Source organism: Citrobacter sp. CRE-46, from assembly GCF_059615875.1.
This window is the reverse complement of record NZ_CM184341.1, coordinates 2,476,329-2,493,710: the sequence shown is the minus strand read 5'-3', so window position 1 is coordinate 2,493,710 and position 17,382 is coordinate 2,476,329. Positions and strand designations below refer to the sequence as shown.

Below are 17,382 nucleotides of genomic sequence, written 5' to 3'. Positions count from 1 at the left end.
TACCTCACATTCGAAAAATCATATATGTTCAGGCAAATTTTTTAGATGCAAACAGCCTTACCGCTACCAAAGCAGTTTGCCGATGCCAGCTTACGGGCGATGGCCTGTACGTCGTCCTGTTGGCTTAACCAAGCCTGCTCAATTACCTGAGCAGCCCATGACGGAATATGCGGAGATAAGCGGTAGTGAACCCACTTGCCCTGCTTGCGATCCAGTAATAATCCACTTTCCCGGAGCATTGCCAGATGACGGGAGATCTTGGGCTGCGACTGATCCAGCGCCGTACAGAGATCGCACACGCATAGCTCTCCCATTTCTCTAAGCAGCAACACGATGCCCAGCCGAGTTTCATCGGAAAGGTTTTTGAAGAGTTGTAGAGAAGTTAGTTCAGCCATTTTAGTCTCCTGAATTCTCTCCGTAGTTTCCTGCAATAGTTGAGTGTCGTCAACCATCACATTCGAAAATTCGAATATGATGGCTATGTGGTTTTAATATCAGATTTACTGATTGTTCATTATTCAATTTGTTAATCCTGCCGCTTTTCGACGCCTGTATTCATCTATCAGTAATTGTGCTGGCGTTGGTCCTGCCGGATGGCGCGGCGCTTCCAGTTGACGTCGAATTGGTGGGACACTTAGTCCATTACCAACATGCTTCGACCACTTCGTGAGTAACTTTTCTGCCAGTCGTTTCAGCTCCCCCTCTGTCATTTGTCGTTCTACGCCCGTTCTGCGCATTTCAATGCAGATGTGATACAGCACGGGCTGAGGCCATGGATATTTATCGCTTCCTGAATACCGATATGACTCATTGCGCCAGCGCCGGTATTCCGTCATAACCTGCTCCGATTTCAGTCCGAATGGATTCGCCCCACTCTCTGAAACCAGAGAAACAAACTCAGCCAGGTCAGGCGGCCATGTATTTCCCATCGCGCAGCGCTCCATGCATTGCTGACAGACCAGCCGAATTTGAGGTTCAGTCATCGAACCTATCTGGGCTATCCAGATAGGCGAAGGCTCCGCCCCGTTCTTCTGGGTCCATCGGTTCGAATACACCTCCCCCATGACCTGCCACAGTCGCCAGGCTGTTTCCGTCGCCATCAAGTCCATTCCTGCGGCGCCACTCTGCGTGTGCTGACTGAATTTGCTGAACTGCCCGGGATGCTGTTGGCTCTGATCCTGCTCCCACATGACTGTTACCTCCGGTTTCTGGTTTTACCTGCGTTCTCACCCGGGCTACATGTCGGGCAAATTTTTGTTCCCACTGGATTTGAGTAAAAACTTTCCCTTCCGACTCCCAATACGCGGTGAATTCTGCGAGTTCAGTCAGAAGGTAATCTGGTTCAGGCAGGGAGATACCCCACGATGCAGCGCGCTGTCGGAAGTCTCTGGAGGGAAGCCAGCTATCTGTCATGCTGAATTTCCCGATCGGTTCATCAACACCGTCCAGGTATCGGGGCATGACCGGGGATGGCGGTTCATCCCCATTCGGATTTTTCATCGCGCCCGCGTTAAGAGAGGGGTTTAAGATCTGTTTACTGCTAACTGCTTTCTGGATACCTGATGGCAAAGGTTTAGCCAAAGACTTAGCCTTATCCTTAGGCAAAGCGAAAGCCTTATCAAAAGCCGTCCCCATAGCGTCAGAAACCCCGTAGCAGGCGGCTTTGAGAGCTTCATATGCTTTATCTTTCAGTGAACATTCAGGCAGTAATTCAAACGATCTTGCCCATGATTTGATCACGTTCACTGATGCTGGAGGGTTATGTTTCACCGCGTTAGGCAACCAAAAAACTCTGGCTTTAAGGTCGGCTTCCACCATACCTAACGCTATGGCTTCGCCTAAGGCTAAGTCGAAGGCTTCGACATCCCAGTTTAATTCTTCGGCCATAGCCGCCCTTCCCGCCTTATACAGCCCGGGTATAATCCCCGTGAATGGGCCTGTAATCAGGTAAATAAACAGACTCTGCCCACTTGGCGGGAGTGGTGATAAGGCTCGAAATTTAGGATCATCCCACATGGTGATCTTCACCTTACGGTAAGGCTCGTTACTAGCCTTACTCTTAGGCATGGCCTTAGCCAAAGGATTAGGCATACTTCACCCCGCGAGTTGCAGTAATAATGGTCATTGGTCAAAACTCGATTAAAACAATTGCGGCGCTACGGCGCTTATGCTCGCCAGTAGTGGTCCCGCCGCATCAGCAGGTAACATGTTGAATAATGCGATTGCCGCCTCACGAATTTCCTTCTCGAGCTTTTGTAATGGCGCACCAATTAATTTCGCATGGTGTGCCTCACTGCATTCTTTGATAGCGTTCGCCACCAGCTCTGCTTCTGTGCTCGCATTACTTAATCCGTGCTTTCTGGCAATCTGAACTGGCATAGCAGCAATAATTGAACCTGACAGTTGCATAACGTAAGCCGTGTACTTTTCCGAACCGCCCTCGTTTTTCAGATATCGGAATAAATTCTGTTTATTAACAGCAATTCCGCGGCCATCTACTTTGGCCCACTCTTTAGCCACCAGCTGAGCGATCCGTTCCTGTGCCTGTCCTGGTAATGTCGATTCCCATTCACGAACGGCAACCCAGATTTTTTTGCACTTCATCCAATCCCGGCGACAAACAGAAAACTGATTTTTTGTTTTCTGAGTTCTCACCATCGTCGGGGTATGGTTTTTAAAAGAGATGGTTTGCATGGTCACTCCTTAGGTAATCCATCCGTTGGATTTGGGTATAAGTCGGGTCTAAGTTCGTGGGGGGTAACCCCTGTAGCGCTAAAGACTTGAAGTACCCGTGACGAAGGAACAGTACCTTTTGCTTTCCACTGACTTACTGCCATTCCGCTTACACCAATCGTGCAAGCTAATTTATTGGCCGAGCCAGCTAGTCGAATTGCGTTATCAATGGCTGTCATAACTATCTCCTTTTTAAATTGGGAGTAATAAACCATAGGTTTACATTAATTGCAAACTTTAAATTTATTGTGACTATAAACCAAACATTTACAATGGGTGTATGAAAAACACTGACGATCTCAATAACCAACTGGTAGCCCGCTTAGAAGAAATTACTCAAAGAGGGATCAGCAAAGCTGATATGGCTCGCATTGCAGGAGTTACGCCTCAAGCTGTGAATGGGTGGTTTAAGAAGGGAGTTATCAGTAAGAAGTCCGCCATAGCAATTGCGGAAGCCGCCAACGTGTCCGTTACTTGGTTGTTAGGTGAGAAAGTATCAGAAGATTCAGGTCTCAAGCCTAACGAGAGCAAAATGCTTAACTTATTTAGGCAGCTACCAGAGGCAGAGCAAGAGCGAATGATCGATACCTTTGCACTGCGGTTAAAGGAAATTGATGATTACGTTGAGAAATATCTTCGTGGTCGTTTTAAGGCTAACGATGTGAACTAAGAGTTTATTCCCATCCATTGAAACCGGCGTTTGCCGGTTTTTTTTCGCCCTTTTGTCAGAACCTCCCTCCCCTTAGTTTTTCACGACTGATAAAGCAAATGTTTGCCTCTATATCAATTGATGATTGACATAAACATTAAACCAATGATTTAATCATTCTATCGAAAACGTCATCGAGGCAGGACGCCCACGAAGTAGCTGCCGGCGGCATACGAATCACCGGATGAGATGGCGAACATTAATGCGCAGCAGTCAGTACCGTTCCGCTTGCCAGCGATAAGGCTAAATGAAGAACCCCCTGTATCACTGTTACTGGACACAGGGACAGAATGTTGAGGGAAACATTATGAGGATCGAAATAACTAAAGTTGGAGGCAAGGTTTGCTTAGTCATATCCCCTATCAAGTTCTCTGTCGCGGATCGCATAGCTACTGCCATGGAAAACAGCGAAATCGTTGCAGCTCTTGGTGCTTATTTCACAGCCATTGGAGAGGCACCAAACGGAGAACTCGTTGGGCTCTATCTCTATTTTAATAACTTGGATACCGCTACGTTCGTAACGCTCAATCATTTGATTGAAACGGATGAGCCAGTCCCGATAGTCATCAGGTAATACCCACGAATCGGTCAGAACTTCTTTACAGGAATCATACTGTGCGCGGTTCTTGAACCAAAAAACACTTATTGGTCGAGCGGCCATTTTTATGTCCTTGCTGGCTAGATGGGAAATACCAGCTTACCACCGAGCCTGAAATGGAGAAATGACCGGTAAAACAAGGAAACCAAAATGATTGATTTTGCGCGTAAACCAGTGCGGTGTCAGGCCGTACATCTAAATCGCATTGAAGTAATCATTCGACTGATTTGCTACATGCTCGCCCAGAAGGGCGACCCGTCTGCCGACCAACAGACTGCAGTTCGTTCATAACGAGTTTGACCAATGGCTGTTGCCAGCATCAGTAAGGAAGTGACTATGGAATTTGGAATGAAACGTGTGGTGGCATCTGTTCAGGTGGTTGCCATCCTCAACAGGATTTACAACGGCAGCCCTGTTTCCGTCGCATCTATCAGTAAAGAATCAAAGCTGTCTGTGTCTTACCTCGAGCAGATTTTCTCGAAGCTGCGCAGAAGTGAAATCGTCACCAGCCAGCGTGGCGCTGGTGGCGGGTACCACCTTAGCAAAGCAAACCCCAGCGTGGCTGACGTCGTTCGCGCCGTTACTCACACGCCTGATTCATTTGAGCCCGTGCTGAATGCTCTGGAGTGGGTCCCCGTCGCACAGCTGGCGCAGGGAAAATCCCCTACCCCATAAAGCACAAAACCCGCGCAAGGCGGGTTAAGTACCCGGTCAGCCGACCAAAGCTTTCCGGAACGAGTTTTGACCAATAACCACTACCTTAGGCGGCGATCATCAGCTGCCGGGTATCTTACAATCCTATGGAGCCCGAACGCAATGTTAACGTATGCGTATCTTATTAAAGCCAAAGCGAAAGCAACTGAGGCAAAAAACCTGTTTTGCTGGTTCTCTGCGAAATCAGATTCCCGTGCAGAACGCGAAATACTCAATATTCTCGAAGACAACGATATTGCCGTCGGTCGTGGCGCCGACTATCAATTACCTGTCCGCACCAACTGGTTTGTTGTTGACGATCTTCCTGAGGAAAGCACACTTGATGACACATGGTGCGATCGTTACGAACTGGCAGAAGACCAGCAAACGTGGCAACTGAAACAGAAGCCGGATAATGAAAATCTGGAGGCTTCCAGCCAGCAAAAACCTGAAACCTCCAGTGCCAATGTACCCACCAGCGATGCGCCAGCATTGCTCCGCCCCATATCTCGCCTGCGCCTGTCTCAGCGGCTGATTGCGCACCTGTTAAATGACGGTGAAGAGAAGGAAATCAGTGAAGCACGGCACGTCCAGATCGGGCAAATGGTACTGGACGAAAATGATCTCTATGTACAAAACCTGTTACTGGCCATTGCGAATGTGCGGTCGGTGAAAGAACTTTCTGCTCATGTTGAGTGGAAGCTGGCAAATGCAATAAAAGAAGTCTTTGACCGTGAGCAGGTCTATACCGTTGCTTCATTTGAGCAATTTATTTCCGAATGGATTGAAGAACCAGAAAAGCGGGCTCTTACCGTTCAGGAGTGGGTTAATGATAAGAAAGCACGAGTTGCGGGTGATGAACATGCCACTCCACCTGTAACGCCAGAGCTTATTACCGTTGCGACTCTGCCGCTACGCCAGCGCCTCTTAGCTCAGTTTATTTCTGAAGAATATGCTTACCATATTGATACTGAGCAGAAGAAAACCATTCAGGAACTCGAGCTGGATGTAGATAACAGCTATGTGCAGAACCTGCTGCTTGCCGCCGAGAATGTAGAACCATTCAGGAAAGCGCCAGAGATCGATATCTGGAAGATCGTCAGCGCGCTGAAAACCGTTTTTCCGGTTGATGGAAAACGAGTTGATCTGGTCACCGTTATTCAGTTCTTTAAGGCCTGGTTCAACACTGAACACATTGACCGTAGGCTGCTGGTTAAAGAGTGGTGTAAAGGCAATCGCGTGTCGCAGATTCAGCGCACTGACTCCGGAACCAACGCTGGCGGCAGCAATGGGACCGATCGCAACCCGGAACTTGTCCACACGCTGGACACTCTGGACATTGATATTGCGCTGGCCACACTTCCAATGGATTTCAACATCTACGATATTCCTGGTGGCGTTTTCCGTCGTGCAAAAGAGATCATTTCTAAAAACGAAAGCCCGTTCAAAGAGTGGTCCGCCGCCCTGCGCAAACGCGCTGGCATCCTGGATTATTCCCGCGCCGCTATTTTCGCGCTTATTCGTAGTGCAGAAGAAAACACTCACCATTTCCCGGAACTGCTGAGCCGTTACATCAACAAAAACCTGACTGAAACCGACCACCAGCACCCAACTGAAGAAACCCTGGCGGCAGCCGGTCACGTACCAGAAAAAAGCTGGGAAAACGAGATTAAAGAGAGGTCCACAGCTGAACAGAAGGCAACAGCCGAACAACCAGAAATCGCCAACATGGGCAACGGTGTTTTCTCCATTGATGGCCTGATGGGTAACCAGCCGGCGCCAGCGCTTTCTGTCGTAGACCAGGTACGCCAGCGCGCCGTCGAAGAAAAATTACATCAAGCCAATACCGAGGAAACCACCAGCGATGTGCTGATGGAAAAAACTGACAACAGCGAAATCAAAACTAATCCTGATGTGCCTCAGGGCGAAGCAGCTGCTTTGCCAGTTGAAAGCACTGATGCAACTGGTGAGCCTCCAGCTTCCCTGAATAATGAACCCGTTCACCATATAGATACGGATCACCTGAACGCTTTTTATACTCACCTGATGGTTGATTTGGAAACTATGGGCAGCGGTCCTGATGCACCAATAGTCTCTATCGGCGCCGTATATTTTGATCCTTCAACTGGTAACACTGGTGCCGAATTTTACCAGGTTGTCAGTCTTGAATCATCGATGTCGTTTGGCATGAAACCGGATGCGTCGACAATTCAGTGGTGGTTGAAACAATCATCTGAAGCACGCTCTGCCATTCTTGTGGATGAGGCCCTGGGGCTGCGTGAAACCCTTGAACTCCTGGCTGACTTTATCGCTGAAAACGCTGTTAACGGTAGCCACACTGTTCAATTATGGGGTAATGGTTGCTCGTTTGATAACGTCATTCTCCGCCGCGCGTACGCGTTAACAGAAACTCCCTTCTCTGTTCCGTTCTGGAATGACAGGGACGTAAGGACCATGGTCGAACTGGGTAAATCTGTCGGTATCAATCCACGCTTCGACATCCCGTTTGAAGGCGATATGCACAATGCGCTTTCTGACGCCCGGCATCAGGTCAAATATGTCTCTGCAATCTGGCAACGCTTGACCGCAAACTGATTTCATATATTCACTAAGTGGCCCATCACAGGGCCATACTCTGGGGGAAAAATGTCCAGACTGATTTTACTCTCTGAATGGGCGAGATCAGAGTTCGGTGACCCGATTCCGAGCAAGTCCACACTCAACAAATACGCTAAAAACGGGATGATCTTTCCTTTGCCTTGCCGTGTTGGGAAAAGCTGGCGCGTTGAGGCTAATGCGCGATTTACTGGGCTCACAACAGAACCTGTAATTAAAAATCAAGATCATCCATTACTCAGAAGGATTTTAGAAGATGGCTAGACCTCGAAAACACAACGTGACCATTCCCGGATTGTCATGTTTCCTAGATTCGAGGACCAACAGGGTGTACTGGAGGTATAAGCACCCTGTAACTGGTAAATTTCATGGATTGGGAACAGATGAGCAAGTTGCTAAAGAAATAGCTGTCGAAGCAAATAGCCGGCTCGCAGAAAGACAAATGCGGCACACTTTTAAAATCAGAGAAGAAATTAATAAACGGTGTGGGCTTTCTACAACGGTAAGCGAATGGATTGTTCGGTACCGAGAGTTGCAGGACCAGCGTTACGAAACTGGAGAGATAAAACTCAATACGCTCAAGCAGAAAAACGCCCCACTTAAGGTTTTCGAAAGTCATCTTGGCATGCGGTCAATCGACAGCATAACAGTTAAGGATATAGTTGGGATCCTTGAGGACTACAAGAATAAAGGCCAACTACGGATGGCACAAATTGTACGCAAGGTGCTATCGGATGTTTTTAAAGAAGCACAGCAGGTAGGCGAAGTACCGGCGGGATTTAATCCAGCTGACGCCACAAAAAAACCGCAGGTCCGTGTCTCCAGACAACGACTGACGTTCGAAGAATGGCTAATGATCTATAAGGCAGCCGAAAAAGATAATTACTTTCTGCAGAAAGGAATGCTGCTGGCCATCATCACAGGACAGCGGTTGGCCGATATTTGTAATATGAGATTTTCAGATGTCAGGGATGGTCATCTCTTTGTTGAACAAAGTAAAACAGGAGCCAAAATCGCGATACCTTTAAAGTTACGTTGTAACAAGATAAACATTTCTCTTGAAGATGTAATCGCTCAATGCCGGGACAGAATACTTAGTCCGTATTTACTACATCATCACCACGATAAAGGGAAAGGCAAAAGAGGAGGAATGGTAAAACCGGCATCTCTAACTGGTGCGTTCAGAAAAGCACGAGACTCAGTTGACTACGACTGGTCAAGCAAAGGAGCTCCCCCTTCTTTCCATGAGCAACGTTCTTTGGCTGAAAGGTTATTCAGAGAGCAAGGTATCGACACACAAATTTTATTGGGCCATAGCAGTAAAGTAATGACCGATCACTACAACGATACGCGCGGAAAAGAATGGAAAAAACTGGTCATTTGACGACCAGTTTTGCAGAAGAGTTTTGCAGGGGTTTTGCAGAAGAATTTAAAAACGATAACCCGCAGAGAACATAAACACCCACGGATCGAGACGTACGCTGTCTCGCTGCTGGACGCCACCCATTTTATAGCTTGCGGTGGTGTCGATATCCATGTACCAGACCGACATGTTAATCAGCCAGTCGCGGTTAATCAGATAGTCCATACCGACTTGCCCTGCCGCACCCCAGGAATCTTTCAGGCTCAGGTCCGATAATCCGGCTTCCTTACCGTTGTTGTTAAAGCCTTCGTCGAAGAAGGTGGTGTAGTTCACACCAACACCAACATAAGGACGCAGTTTGCTGCTGGAGTCACCGAAGTACCACTGCGCCATTAACGTCGGTGGCAAGTGGTTAACAGTGGCAATATCGCCCGTCGCGGCAGTCCCAATTTTGTGACGGAACGGCGTGGCTGCCAGTAATTCAACACCGATATTGTCGGTTGCCATGTAGGTGAATGTCAGACCCAGTTGGGTGTTATTACTGACATCAAAGCCACCTAAGCTTCCCAGCGTCCCCCCCCGCGCCTTCCGTCGGTCTGACGGTGGCAGAACCCGCACGAATGAAGAATTCTCCAGCCTCATGCGCAAATGCGTTACCAGAGAGAAGAGTTGTTAAAGCCACTGCTGCAACTGTTAATTTTTTCATGTCCGCTCCATCGTTATGGTTATAAAAGCGGAACAAATATACCCACATTGGAGTAATAAGTGATCTTACCTGGATCACATTGACTTTGATAATTTAACATTTATTGATCCAGATTAAGTTAGAACTTGCATTCAAAATCCTGGTTAAATTAATTCAGATCAATTTTGATATATTTTCGCCATGCAAGTATCCGATACTCGCTGATGACAAGCGTTGCTTATTTACCCATGATGCGCAGAGAACAACCAGCGCTCCTGCATAACGCTGAAGTGATAGCCAAAAATTACCGGAGCTTTACAAAGATATGCCTTTCCATACATCGCGCGATGCTGCCACTGTAGAGTTATCCAGGGTACAATTGCCCGCAAATGAACACCTGCAAAACTCAAGGAGAGTGCATGTCTATCACGGCGAAATCCGTTTACCGTGACACGGGAAACTTTTTCCGTAATCAATTCATTACCATCTTGCTGGTATCGTTGTTGTGCGCGTTTATCACAGTGGTGTTAGGGCATGCCTTTTCTCCCAGTGACGCACAAATTGCGCAGCTCAGTGAAGGGGATCAGTTAACCAGTAGCGTAGGTCTGTTCGATCTGGTACAAAATATGACCCCGGAGCAACAGCAAATTCTGCTACGCGCTTCCGCGGCGTCGACATTTTCAGGCCTGATTGGTAATGCCATCCTCGCGGGAGGTATCATCCTGATGATTCAGCTGATTTCAGCAGGTCATCGGGTCAGCGCGTTACGCGCCATCGGCGCCAGTGCGCCAGTGTTGCCCAAGCTGTTTATTCTGATTTTTCTGACTACTCTGCTGGTGCAAATCGGTATTATGCTGGTGGTCGTACCCGGTATTCTGCTGGCTATCCTGTTAGCTCTCGCACCGGTGATGTTGGTACAGGATAAAATGGGTGTCTTTGCCGCAATGCGCAACAGTATGCGTCTGGCATGGTCTAATATGCGACTGGTCGCGCCGGCAGTGATCGGTTGGCTGCTGGCTAAAACGCTGCTGTTGCTTTTTGCGCCAAGTTTTGCGGTACTTACGCCGAACGTAGGCGCGGTATTGGCGAATACGCTGAGCAATATGATCTCCGCCGTGTTGCTGATCTATTTGTTCCGCCTGTACATGCTGATTCGCCAATAAACCCTGAACGCATACCGGGCGCAGGCCTGGTGCTTTTGATGACGGAATGAAGAATGAAGCAGTTTCTTGATTTTTTACCGCTGGTTGTCTTTTTTGCCTTTTATAAGCTTTACGACATCTACGCGGCGACCTCGGCACTGATTGTCGCGACGGCTGTGGTTTTGATTTACAGCTGGGTTCGCTACCGCAAGGTCGAGAAGATGGCGTTAATCACCTTTGTTCTGGTTGCCGTGTTTGGTGGCCTGACTATCTTCTTCCACAACGATGAATTCATTAAGTGGAAAGTTACGGTGATTTACGGACTGTTTGCCGGTGCGCTGCTGGTTAGCCAGTGGGTGATGAAAAAACCACTGATTCAGCGCATGTTAGGCAAAGAGCTGACCCTGCCACAGCAGGTCTGGTCGAAGCTTAATTTAGCCTGGGCCGTCTTTTTCATTCTCTGTGGCCTGGCGAATATCTATATCGCTTTTTGGCTGCCGCAGAATATTTGGGTCAACTTTAAAGTATTCGGCCTGACAGCCCTGACCTTATTCTTTACGCTGCTGAGCGGTGTCTATATTTACCGCCATCTGCCGCAGGAAGATAAATCGTAATACATGTCCGCCAGATCTACCGATCTGGCGAATTTTTATCCCCTCACGTTCCTCATTACCGCTAACCCGGCTTACTTCCACTTCACACGCCGCATCCCTCTGTTCTCAACGCGCAAATTCTAGTAGCATCGCGCCTGTAATCTTTCTCTATAGTCGGTTCAACAATGACAACAACGAATAATACTCCCCAGGGTGAACTGGTTTTACGCACTCTGGCTATGCCTGCCGATACCAATGCGAACGGTGATATTTTTGGCGGCTGGCTGATGTCACAAATGGATATAGGTGGCGCTATTCAGGCCAAAGAGATCGCACATGGTCGTGTGGTAACGGTGCGCGTTGAAGGAATGAGCTTTTTACGCCCGGTTGCCGTAGGCGATGTGGTTTGTTGCTATGCGCGCTGCGTGAAGCGCGGGACGACCTCAATCAGCATTAATATTGAAGTCTGGGTGAAGAAAGTTGCTTCAGAACCTATCGGCCAGCGCTATAAAGCCACCGAAGCCCTGTTTATCTATGTTGCCGTTGATAAAGACGGTAAGCCACGTCCGATCCCTACCCTGGGCTGATAAGTCACGATAGCATCGCCCTCCGGCAATCACTCAATTCATTGCTTATTGCCGGATGGCGGCGAACCGCCAGATCCGGCCTGCGCCTTATTCAATCTGCGTTGCGCCGTTCAGACGGAACACGATATTCACTACCAGTCCGGAACCCGGTTTCCCGGCCTCATAGCGCCATCTGCGCATCGCATTTTTCACTTCACGCTCAAACATATTCGCCGGCTGCGCGGACAGAATTTCCACATTTTCAACACGGCCATCCGGCGTCACATCAAATTTAACTTTAACACGACCTTCTATGCGCAGCGCTTGCGCTCGCGCAGGATACTGCGGCTGATTACGGCTTAAAGCGCGAGGACCTGCTGGCGCACTTACCGCTGCTTTACTGGTTGCCGGCGCGGTACTGGTCGTTGGGCGCGCAGGCGCCGTATTTTCAAATGGGGATGCCGGGCGCGGCTCTGCGGGTTTAGCATCACGTTTGGGCTGCTCTACCACTTTTTTCACCGGTTTTGGCTTCGGTTTAGGCTTGGGCTTCGGTTTCTCAATCACTACCGGCGCCTCTTTTGGCGGCTCCGGGATTGGCTCTGGTTCCGGTTCTGGCTCAACGACGGGTTCCGGCAGCGGCTGAACGGCCTGAGGCGGTTCGAGATCGGCAGGCGCGACCATGGTAACGGAGATCGGCTGCGCTGGCGCAGGCAGTTCAATAACCTGATGTACCGAGGTATACAATAGACCCGCCACTACAGCACCATGGATGCCGACGGAAAGTAACGTTGGCCAGGGAAAGCGACGAGGTAAATCAAGGGTCATTGAAGTCATAATCGTTTCAGTTAAAAAACCAGGCCCTGATTTTAAATGCAAATAGCAATCATATTCAATAAGACCTGGGCAGTAAGCCGCATTTAAAACACGATTTTATGTAAAAAAACCTTCATCACAATGTGGTCTTAACAAATCCGTTATCTTTACGTTGCAGTTGGCATGCCTTTCCAATAACGTAATTAACGACTTTTACCGATTAAGGAGCTCTACCCGTGCTGTACGTTATTTATGCTCAAGATATCGCAGACTCTCTCGACAAACGCCTTTCCGTGCGCCCTGCTCATCTGGCCCGTCTGCAACTCCTGCATGACGAAGGACGACTGCTCACGGCAGGACCGATGCCAGCAGTTGACAGTAACGATCCGGGTGTCGCGGGGTTTACCGGCTCGACGGTGATTGCAGAATTTGAATCTTTAGAAGCAGCGCAGGCGTGGGCAGAAGCCGACCCCTATGTCGCAGCAGGCGTTTACGCGCAGGTTTCAGTAAAACCGTACAAGAAGGTTTTTTAAGTTTAAATAATTCACATTAAATTCAAATAAATACAAACATACACCCACCTAAAATTCAAATTAAGGGCGCATTTAGGTACACATTAACCTACGCGCCCTCTCTTTTAGTTACCGCCTATACTTTCAGTCTGACATATGGCTGGAGGTTTCTATGTGTGGACGCTTTGCACAGTCAATGACACGTGAAGATTATCTTGCCCTGCTCGCTGATGAATCAGAACGCGATATTCCATACGATCCAGAACCCATCGGAAGATTCAACGTAGCGCCAGGAACAAAAGTTCTGCTTCTGAGCGAACGTGATGAGCAGCTGCATCTTGATCCAGTGATCTGGGGATACGCCCCCGGTTGGTGGGATAAGCCGCCGCTCATTAACGCACGGTCTGAAACTGCGGCCACCAGCAGAATGTTTAAACCACTCTGGCAGCATGGGCGTGCCATTTGCTTTGCTGATGGCTGGTTTGAGTGGAAAAAGGAAGGTGACAAAAAGCAGCCCTACTTCATTCATCGAGCCGATGGCCAGCCGATATTCATGGCGGCGATCGGCAGCACACCATTCGAACGTGGAGATGAAGCAGAAGGTTTCCTGATAGTGACAGCTGCGGCCGACAAAGGGCTGGTAGATATACACGACAGGCGGCCTCTGGTACTTTCACCAGAAGCCGCTCGCGAATGGATGAGGCAGGACATTGGAGGGAAAGAAGCTGCGGAAATTGCGGCCGACGGTTCCGTGCCTGCTGATAAATTTATATGGCACGCCGTGACGCGTGCCGTTGGGAATGTGAAAAATCAGGGAGCAGATTTAATTAAGCCTGTTACTTAACCTGAAGAAGGTCCTCATAGCGGGTCGTGTATCGTGGTGACAGCATCTCTCTCTTCATCGCCCATTGTTGCTGGATCCCCTGTCCGGCGAAATAAAGCGCCCCCTTTCCTTCCTTTGCATTCAGATGATCCAGAACTTCCATCAATTTCTCACTACCCCGGCGCGGCGCATTATCATCGAACAGATTCAACTGGGCGATGCCCTGACTGAAGAAGTCCCCCAGCATTACCCCGGCTTTCTGATATCTGTGCCCGTCTTTCCATATTGCATCCAGACTCCGCGTCGCTGCTGCAATGATATCCCGGCTGTCCTGTGTCGGGGTGAGCAGCTTCACCGACGCGCTGTTACCGTAGTACGGTTCGTTCAACGCAAAGGGTGACGTTTTAACAAAAGTAGATATGAAGCGGCAATACTGATGCTCTCCACGTAACTTTTCTGCTGCGCGCGACGCATAACTGCAGATGGCCTGTCGCATAGAGTCATAATCCGTAATACGTTCCCCGAATGATCTGGAACAGACAATTTCCTGCTTTACGGGGGCAAATTCCTCCAGTTCGAGACAGTGTTCGCCGCGCAGTTCGCGCACCGTTCTCTCGAGGACAACATTAAAGTGCTTCCGGATAAAACGAATATCAGTATCAGCCAGATCCAGAACCGTTTTAATCCCCATAGCCTCCAGCTTTTTGCTGATACGGCGCCCTACTCCCCAGACCTCATCAACCGGCAGTGCAGCCATCAGTTTGCGCTGGCGATCCAGGTTTGATAAGTCCACCACCCCACCCGTTTGTCTCTGCCATTTTTTGGCGGCATGATTCGCCAGTTTCGCCAGCGTCTTTGTCTGAGCAATACCAACGCCAACCGCCAGACCCGTATTTTGATAAACAGCGTCTTTTAATTCCTGCCCAAACTCCTGCAGAACCCGGCAGTTTCTTACACCTGTCAGGTCACAGAAGGCTTCATCAATTGAATATATTTCGCAGCGGGGAGACATTGCCTCCAGCGTGGACATTACTCTGCCGGACATATCTGCATAAAGCTCGTAATTGCTGCTGAAACAAACCACACCATATCGACGGAATAAGTCCTTCTGCTTGAAATACGGATCCCCCATTTTCACACCAGCTCTTTTGGCTTCAGCGTTGCGGGCGATCACGCAGCCATCGTTATTTGACAGAACAACTACCGGCCTGCCTTTCAGATCTGGCCGGAATGCAGTCTCGCAACTCGCATAAAACGAGTTCACATCAACCAGGGCAAACATATCAGCTTGCCGCTTTCACGATAAACGTCACAACCCCAAAGATATCCAGCGTATCTTCGCTGTTTATCATAATGGGTGCATAGGAGCTGTTTTCAGGAACAAGCATAAGTATTGGGTGCAGCTGAAGGCGTTTAACCGTGAACTCGCCATCAATGGCAGCGATAACAATATCTCCATGTGAAGGCTTTCTGGAACGGTCGACGACAAGCAAATCGCCATTTCCGATCCCCGCTCCAGTCATAGAATCACCAGACGACTTAACGAAGTATGTTGCACATGGGTGCTGAACTAATAATTCATTGAGATCAATACGTTGTTCAACGTAATCATGCGCTGGGGAGGGAAAACCGCATGGAACAAGATCACTAAATAAGGGAAGCGCAACTATCTGGCGCAACTCAGCTGGTGAATAAAACTTCATAATAAACTCACTCACATTTATACTGTTTATATATACAGTATATACTGGCATTAAACACAGTAAAGAGGAGTTAAAGCATGTTCGTGGAACTCGTTTATGACAAAAGGAATTTTGATGGGCTGCCCGGTGCAAAAGATATCATTCTGGGCGAATTGACCAGGAGGGTTCACCGGATCTTCCCCGATGCTGATGTTCGGGTTAAACCGATGATGACACTGCCGGCGATCAACACTGACGCCAGCAAGCATGAGAAAGAGCAAATAAGCCGTTCCGTGCAGGAAATGTTTGAAGAGGCTGATATGTGGCTGGTTTCAGATTAAACGCCTTGAACCGTCATATTGCTTAAGTACAATCCGCGGTGACTGGCAATCATTCAATACTCGCACTATCGAACGTTCGCCAGTTGGCCGCAATCATGCTCTTGCATACGGCATGGTTGCGGCAGCTGTAACTTTTACGACTGTATATCCTGCTGCTTTTGCTGGTGCTCCTGCTCAGCTTTTTCCATGGACTTCCTTATTGCCAGTTGCTTCTGATTCCAGAGACTGTCCTCCGGCATCTGAACGCGCACATCAACCCACCGACCTGCAGGAATATCGACGGGCTCACCATCCTTCACTGTTTCAGTAAATGAACCGTCATTATTCTTAATGCCAATCAGGTTTCGCGCGAATTCCGGCGCGCCGGGGTGGGTGCGGTGATACGTTTTCAGCAGGATAGCACCGTCAGGTTTCACACTAAAATCAGCCCAGACCAGCGGCTGGTTATTGATATCTGTCGGTATCACTACACCACCATCAATCCCGCCCCAAAGCGGATCGGCGTTAAGCCCAACAACACCAGAGATCAGGTACACCCCGGTTGACTCGCGTTTTACAGTAACGCCTTCCGATTCATCATTCAGTTCTGCAGACCCGTTGCCAAATATTTTAACTATCGGTGATGCCGGTTTCAGAGCCCCGTTTGCATCAATTGTTGTGTTTGCCCGTCCCCACTGTTTAATCCAGGGACTATCTACTATTCCATTTTCAGTACTGGATGTCGTTCGCAGATAAATCTCATTGGTATCTGCGATAAATACCCAGCGATTTACCTGTCCGAGAGCGAAATCATTTAACTCGTTACCTGAGTTATTTAAGCTTAACAGCCCCCCATACGGAGCAGGCGTCCAGGTATTAGCAGCAGCCTGCCAATAACCACAACGAGGGGCATACTGTGCCCCACTGATATTCTTCTCAAGAATATTGGACGAAAAAGAGTTCCAGATACTCGCTGCCTGTATATTTACTCGAGCACCGGCAGCATTATTTGAGCCACTGCCCCCCTGCTTCAGGCTAAGCGGCGTGGTTAGCCCCGTTATGCTGGTTATATCGGAGTTTTCTCCGCTCCCGGCTTTCCCTTGCAGAGCCTGAGAAATATTACTCAGTGTCGTGGTAATACCTCCCCAAGCAGGCCCGGTAAAAGAACTGCCATCGGGAAGTTTTACTGTCACATCCCCACTACTACTGAATATCATTTGCCAGTTCTGTTTATCGTAATTCAGTCCACGCAGGGCTTCAGCGCTCTGAGCCACCAGCGCGGCGGTAACCATATTAAGGGCTACACGCGGAACGGCTGACCATGCCGCGCCTGACTGCGTTGGTCCGGTGAAATTACTCACCAGTGTCAGTGATGTATTGCTGTTGACTGTTTTAACCGGGAGGGTGTAAGGAATACCGCCGACCGCAACGACAATAAAGTCACCGGCTGCCACCTCGGTAGTAAACGCAGTCCCGCTGCCAGTGATAGCAGCAGAGTTATTCGTCAGGGTTAAAGTTCCTGCTGACATAGTTT

The 17,382-nt window shown here is 48.9% G+C and carries 21 protein-coding genes and 3 pseudogenes; 13 read left to right on the top strand and 11 right to left on the bottom strand.

The annotated features are described in order from the left end of the window. Positions 1-41: 41 nt before the first annotated feature. The 5 genes from arsR to AC534G_RS12070 all read right to left on the bottom strand — a co-directional run bounded on the left by arsR (position 42) and on the right by AC534G_RS12070 (position 2,912). The gene (gene arsR / locus AC534G_RS12090; RefSeq protein ID WP_038641375.1) at positions 42-395 is read right to left on the bottom strand and encodes an As(III)-sensing metalloregulatory transcriptional repressor ArsR; all 354 of its coding nucleotides are present in this window, start codon (positions 393-395) and stop codon (positions 42-44) included. Positions 396-518: 123 nt separating this feature from the next. Next, positions 519-1,064 (bottom strand): replication protein P, encoded by a 546-nt coding sequence (locus AC534G_RS12085; protein WP_127785720.1) that lies wholly within the window; start codon positions 1,062-1,064, stop codon positions 519-521. Then, positions 976-1,887, bottom strand: a complete 912-nt coding sequence (locus tag AC534G_RS12080; protein WP_317680191.1) for a DnaT-like ssDNA-binding domain-containing protein — start codon at positions 1,885-1,887, stop codon at positions 976-978. Before AC534G_RS12080 ends, AC534G_RS12085 begins: the two co-directional genes overlap by 89 nt. A gap of 252 nt (positions 1,888-2,139) precedes the next feature. After that, positions 2,140-2,694 (bottom strand): toxin YdaT family protein, encoded by a 555-nt coding sequence (locus AC534G_RS12075; RefSeq protein WP_079224625.1) that lies wholly within the window; start codon positions 2,692-2,694, stop codon positions 2,140-2,142. Positions 2,695-2,696: 2 nt separating this feature from the next. Then, positions 2,697-2,912: a transcriptional regulator gene (locus AC534G_RS12070; protein WP_032949519.1), complete on the bottom strand. Its 216-nt coding sequence runs from the start codon at positions 2,910-2,912 to the stop codon at positions 2,697-2,699. Between the two features lie 101 nt (positions 2,913-3,013). Between AC534G_RS12070 and AC534G_RS12065 the strand changes: the two genes are divergently transcribed. After that, on the top strand, positions 3,014-3,403 hold the full coding sequence (locus AC534G_RS12065) for a helix-turn-helix domain-containing protein (protein ID WP_032949520.1): 390 nt from the start codon (positions 3,014-3,016) through the stop codon (positions 3,401-3,403). 385 nt (positions 3,404-3,788) lie between these two features. Here AC534G_RS12065 and AC534G_RS12060 read toward each other — a convergent pair whose 3' ends face one another. Beyond that, positions 3,789-4,103, bottom strand: coding sequence for a hypothetical protein (locus tag AC534G_RS12060; protein WP_071681809.1), 315 nt, complete (start codon positions 4,101-4,103; stop codon positions 3,789-3,791). An 84-nt stretch (positions 4,104-4,187) separates the two neighbouring features. On the opposite strand from AC534G_RS12060, the pseudogene AC534G_RS12055 reads away from it, so the two are divergent. From AC534G_RS12055 to AC534G_RS12035, 5 genes and pseudogenes are all read left to right on the top strand, one after another. Then, positions 4,188-4,331: pseudogene (locus AC534G_RS12055) on the top strand (hypothetical protein); the annotation flags it as partial. A 45-nt stretch (positions 4,332-4,376) separates the two neighbouring features. Further along, a complete protein-coding gene (locus AC534G_RS12050; RefSeq protein WP_225624057.1) occupies positions 4,377-4,715 on the top strand; it encodes an RrF2 family transcriptional regulator in 339 nt (112 codons plus the stop codon). A 141-nt stretch (positions 4,716-4,856) separates the two neighbouring features. After that, a complete protein-coding gene (locus tag AC534G_RS12045) occupies positions 4,857-7,328 on the top strand; it encodes a 3'-5' exonuclease (protein ID WP_496594594.1) in 2,472 nt (823 codons plus the stop codon). 51 nt (positions 7,329-7,379) lie between these two features. Continuing rightward, the gene (locus tag AC534G_RS12040; RefSeq protein ID WP_044691230.1) at positions 7,380-7,613 is read left to right on the top strand and encodes an excisionase; all 234 of its coding nucleotides are present in this window, start codon (positions 7,380-7,382) and stop codon (positions 7,611-7,613) included. Further along, positions 7,606-8,733, top strand: coding sequence for a phage integrase Arm DNA-binding domain-containing protein (locus tag AC534G_RS12035; RefSeq protein ID WP_079223861.1), 1,128 nt, complete (start codon positions 7,606-7,608; stop codon positions 8,731-8,733). The genes AC534G_RS12040 and AC534G_RS12035 overlap by 8 nt, the downstream gene beginning before the upstream one ends. A 45-nt stretch (positions 8,734-8,778) precedes the next feature. Here the strand turns inward: AC534G_RS12035 and ompW are convergent. After that, positions 8,779-9,418: pseudogene (gene ompW / locus AC534G_RS12030) on the bottom strand (outer membrane protein OmpW). A 283-nt stretch (positions 9,419-9,701) separates the two neighbouring features. Here ompW and AC534G_RS12025 point away from each other — a divergent pair. From AC534G_RS12025 to yciA, 4 genes and pseudogenes are all read left to right on the top strand, one after another. Further along, positions 9,702-9,788: pseudogene (locus tag AC534G_RS12025) on the top strand (YkgJ family cysteine cluster protein); the annotation flags it as partial. 28 nt (positions 9,789-9,816) lie between these two features. Next, positions 9,817-10,560, top strand: a complete 744-nt coding sequence (locus AC534G_RS12020; protein ID WP_038640992.1) for a YciC family protein — start codon at positions 9,817-9,819, stop codon at positions 10,558-10,560. 53 nt (positions 10,561-10,613) lie between these two features. Further along, entirely contained in the window at positions 10,614-11,153 is a 540-nt protein-coding gene (locus AC534G_RS12015) for a septation protein A (protein ID WP_069324644.1), read from the top strand. Positions 11,154-11,317: 164 nt separating this feature from the next. Continuing rightward, positions 11,318-11,719, top strand: coding sequence for an acyl-CoA thioester hydrolase YciA (yciA, locus tag AC534G_RS12010; RefSeq protein WP_038640996.1), 402 nt, complete (start codon positions 11,318-11,320; stop codon positions 11,717-11,719). An 87-nt stretch (positions 11,720-11,806) separates the two neighbouring features. Here the strand turns inward: yciA and tonB are convergent, their stop codons facing one another. After that, positions 11,807-12,523 carry a TonB system transport protein TonB gene (gene tonB / locus AC534G_RS12005; protein ID WP_110498820.1) on the bottom strand — a complete coding sequence of 239 codons (717 nt, stop codon included), beginning with the start codon at positions 12,521-12,523 and terminating at the stop codon, positions 11,807-11,809. 224 nt (positions 12,524-12,747) lie between these two features. Between tonB and AC534G_RS12000 the strand changes: the two genes are divergently transcribed. Next, positions 12,748-13,044, top strand: coding sequence for a YciI family protein (locus AC534G_RS12000; protein WP_006684292.1), 297 nt, complete (start codon positions 12,748-12,750; stop codon positions 13,042-13,044). A gap of 151 nt (positions 13,045-13,195) precedes the next feature. Then, positions 13,196-13,867 carry an SOS response-associated peptidase gene (locus AC534G_RS11995; protein ID WP_496594593.1) on the top strand — a complete coding sequence of 224 codons (672 nt, stop codon included), beginning with the start codon at positions 13,196-13,198 and terminating at the stop codon, positions 13,865-13,867. Here the strand turns inward: AC534G_RS11995 and AC534G_RS11990 are convergent. Both AC534G_RS11990 and AC534G_RS11985 read right to left on the bottom strand, forming a co-directional pair. Continuing rightward, positions 13,860-15,128 (bottom strand): Y-family DNA polymerase, encoded by a 1,269-nt coding sequence (locus AC534G_RS11990; protein ID WP_496594592.1) that lies wholly within the window; start codon positions 15,126-15,128, stop codon positions 13,860-13,862. The genes AC534G_RS11995 and AC534G_RS11990 overlap by 8 nt on opposite strands. A 1-nt stretch (position 15,129) precedes the next feature. After that, the gene (locus tag AC534G_RS11985; RefSeq protein WP_096879195.1) at positions 15,130-15,549 is read right to left on the bottom strand and encodes a translesion error-prone DNA polymerase V autoproteolytic subunit; all 420 of its coding nucleotides are present in this window, start codon (positions 15,547-15,549) and stop codon (positions 15,130-15,132) included. A gap of 77 nt (positions 15,550-15,626) precedes the next feature. On the opposite strand from AC534G_RS11985, the gene AC534G_RS11980 reads away from it, so the two are divergent. Next, positions 15,627-15,869 carry a DinI family protein gene (locus tag AC534G_RS11980; RefSeq protein WP_496594591.1) on the top strand — a complete coding sequence of 81 codons (243 nt, stop codon included), beginning with the start codon at positions 15,627-15,629 and terminating at the stop codon, positions 15,867-15,869. 134 nt (positions 15,870-16,003) lie between these two features. On the opposite strand, the gene AC534G_RS11975 is transcribed toward AC534G_RS11980, so the two are convergent. Continuing rightward, the gene (locus AC534G_RS11975; RefSeq protein WP_496594590.1) at positions 16,004-17,377 is read right to left on the bottom strand and encodes a phage tail fiber protein; all 1,374 of its coding nucleotides are present in this window, start codon (positions 17,375-17,377) and stop codon (positions 16,004-16,006) included. Between the last annotated feature and the right edge of the window lie 5 nt (positions 17,378-17,382).

Coding starts and splice junctions, on each gene's coding strand:
- AC534G_RS12015 (WP_069324644.1), top strand. CDS start 10,614: ATGAAGCAGTTTCTTGATTTTTTACCGCTGGTTGTCTTTTTTGCCTTT.
- AC534G_RS12060 (WP_071681809.1), bottom strand. CDS start 4,103: ATGGCCGCTCGACCAATAAGTGTTTTTTGGTTCAAGAACCGCGCACAG.
- AC534G_RS12040 (WP_044691230.1), top strand. CDS start 7,380: ATGTCCAGACTGATTTTACTCTCTGAATGGGCGAGATCAGAGTTCGGT.
- arsR (WP_038641375.1), bottom strand. CDS start 395: ATGGCTGAACTAACTTCTCTACAACTCTTCAAAAACCTTTCCGATGAA.
- AC534G_RS12065 (WP_032949520.1), top strand. CDS start 3,014: ATGAAAAACACTGACGATCTCAATAACCAACTGGTAGCCCGCTTAGAA.
- yciA (WP_038640996.1), top strand. CDS start 11,318: ATGACAACAACGAATAATACTCCCCAGGGTGAACTGGTTTTACGCACT.
- AC534G_RS12070 (WP_032949519.1), bottom strand. CDS start 2,912: ATGACAGCCATTGATAACGCAATTCGACTAGCTGGCTCGGCCAATAAA.
- AC534G_RS12045 (WP_496594594.1), top strand. CDS start 4,857: ATGTTAACGTATGCGTATCTTATTAAAGCCAAAGCGAAAGCAACTGAG.
- AC534G_RS12075 (WP_079224625.1), bottom strand. CDS start 2,694: ATGCAAACCATCTCTTTTAAAAACCATACCCCGACGATGGTGAGAACT.
- AC534G_RS11975 (WP_496594590.1), bottom strand. CDS start 17,377: ATGTCAGCAGGAACTTTAACCCTGACGAATAACTCTGCTGCTATCACT.
- AC534G_RS11980 (WP_496594591.1), top strand. CDS start 15,627: ATGTTCGTGGAACTCGTTTATGACAAAAGGAATTTTGATGGGCTGCCC.
- tonB (WP_110498820.1), bottom strand. CDS start 12,523: ATGACCCTTGATTTACCTCGTCGCTTTCCCTGGCCAACGTTACTTTCC.
- AC534G_RS12085 (WP_127785720.1), bottom strand. CDS start 1,064: ATGGGGGAGGTGTATTCGAACCGATGGACCCAGAAGAACGGGGCGGAG.
- AC534G_RS12035 (WP_079223861.1), top strand. CDS start 7,606: ATGGCTAGACCTCGAAAACACAACGTGACCATTCCCGGATTGTCATGT.
- AC534G_RS12050 (WP_225624057.1), top strand. CDS start 4,377: ATGGAATTTGGAATGAAACGTGTGGTGGCATCTGTTCAGGTGGTTGCC.
- AC534G_RS11995 (WP_496594593.1), top strand. CDS start 13,196: ATGTGTGGACGCTTTGCACAGTCAATGACACGTGAAGATTATCTTGCC.
- AC534G_RS11990 (WP_496594592.1), bottom strand. CDS start 15,128: ATGTTTGCCCTGGTTGATGTGAACTCGTTTTATGCGAGTTGCGAGACT.
- AC534G_RS11985 (WP_096879195.1), bottom strand. CDS start 15,549: ATGAAGTTTTATTCACCAGCTGAGTTGCGCCAGATAGTTGCGCTTCCC.
- AC534G_RS12080 (WP_317680191.1), bottom strand. CDS start 1,887: ATGGCCGAAGAATTAAACTGGGATGTCGAAGCCTTCGACTTAGCCTTA.
- AC534G_RS12020 (WP_038640992.1), top strand. CDS start 9,817: ATGTCTATCACGGCGAAATCCGTTTACCGTGACACGGGAAACTTTTTC.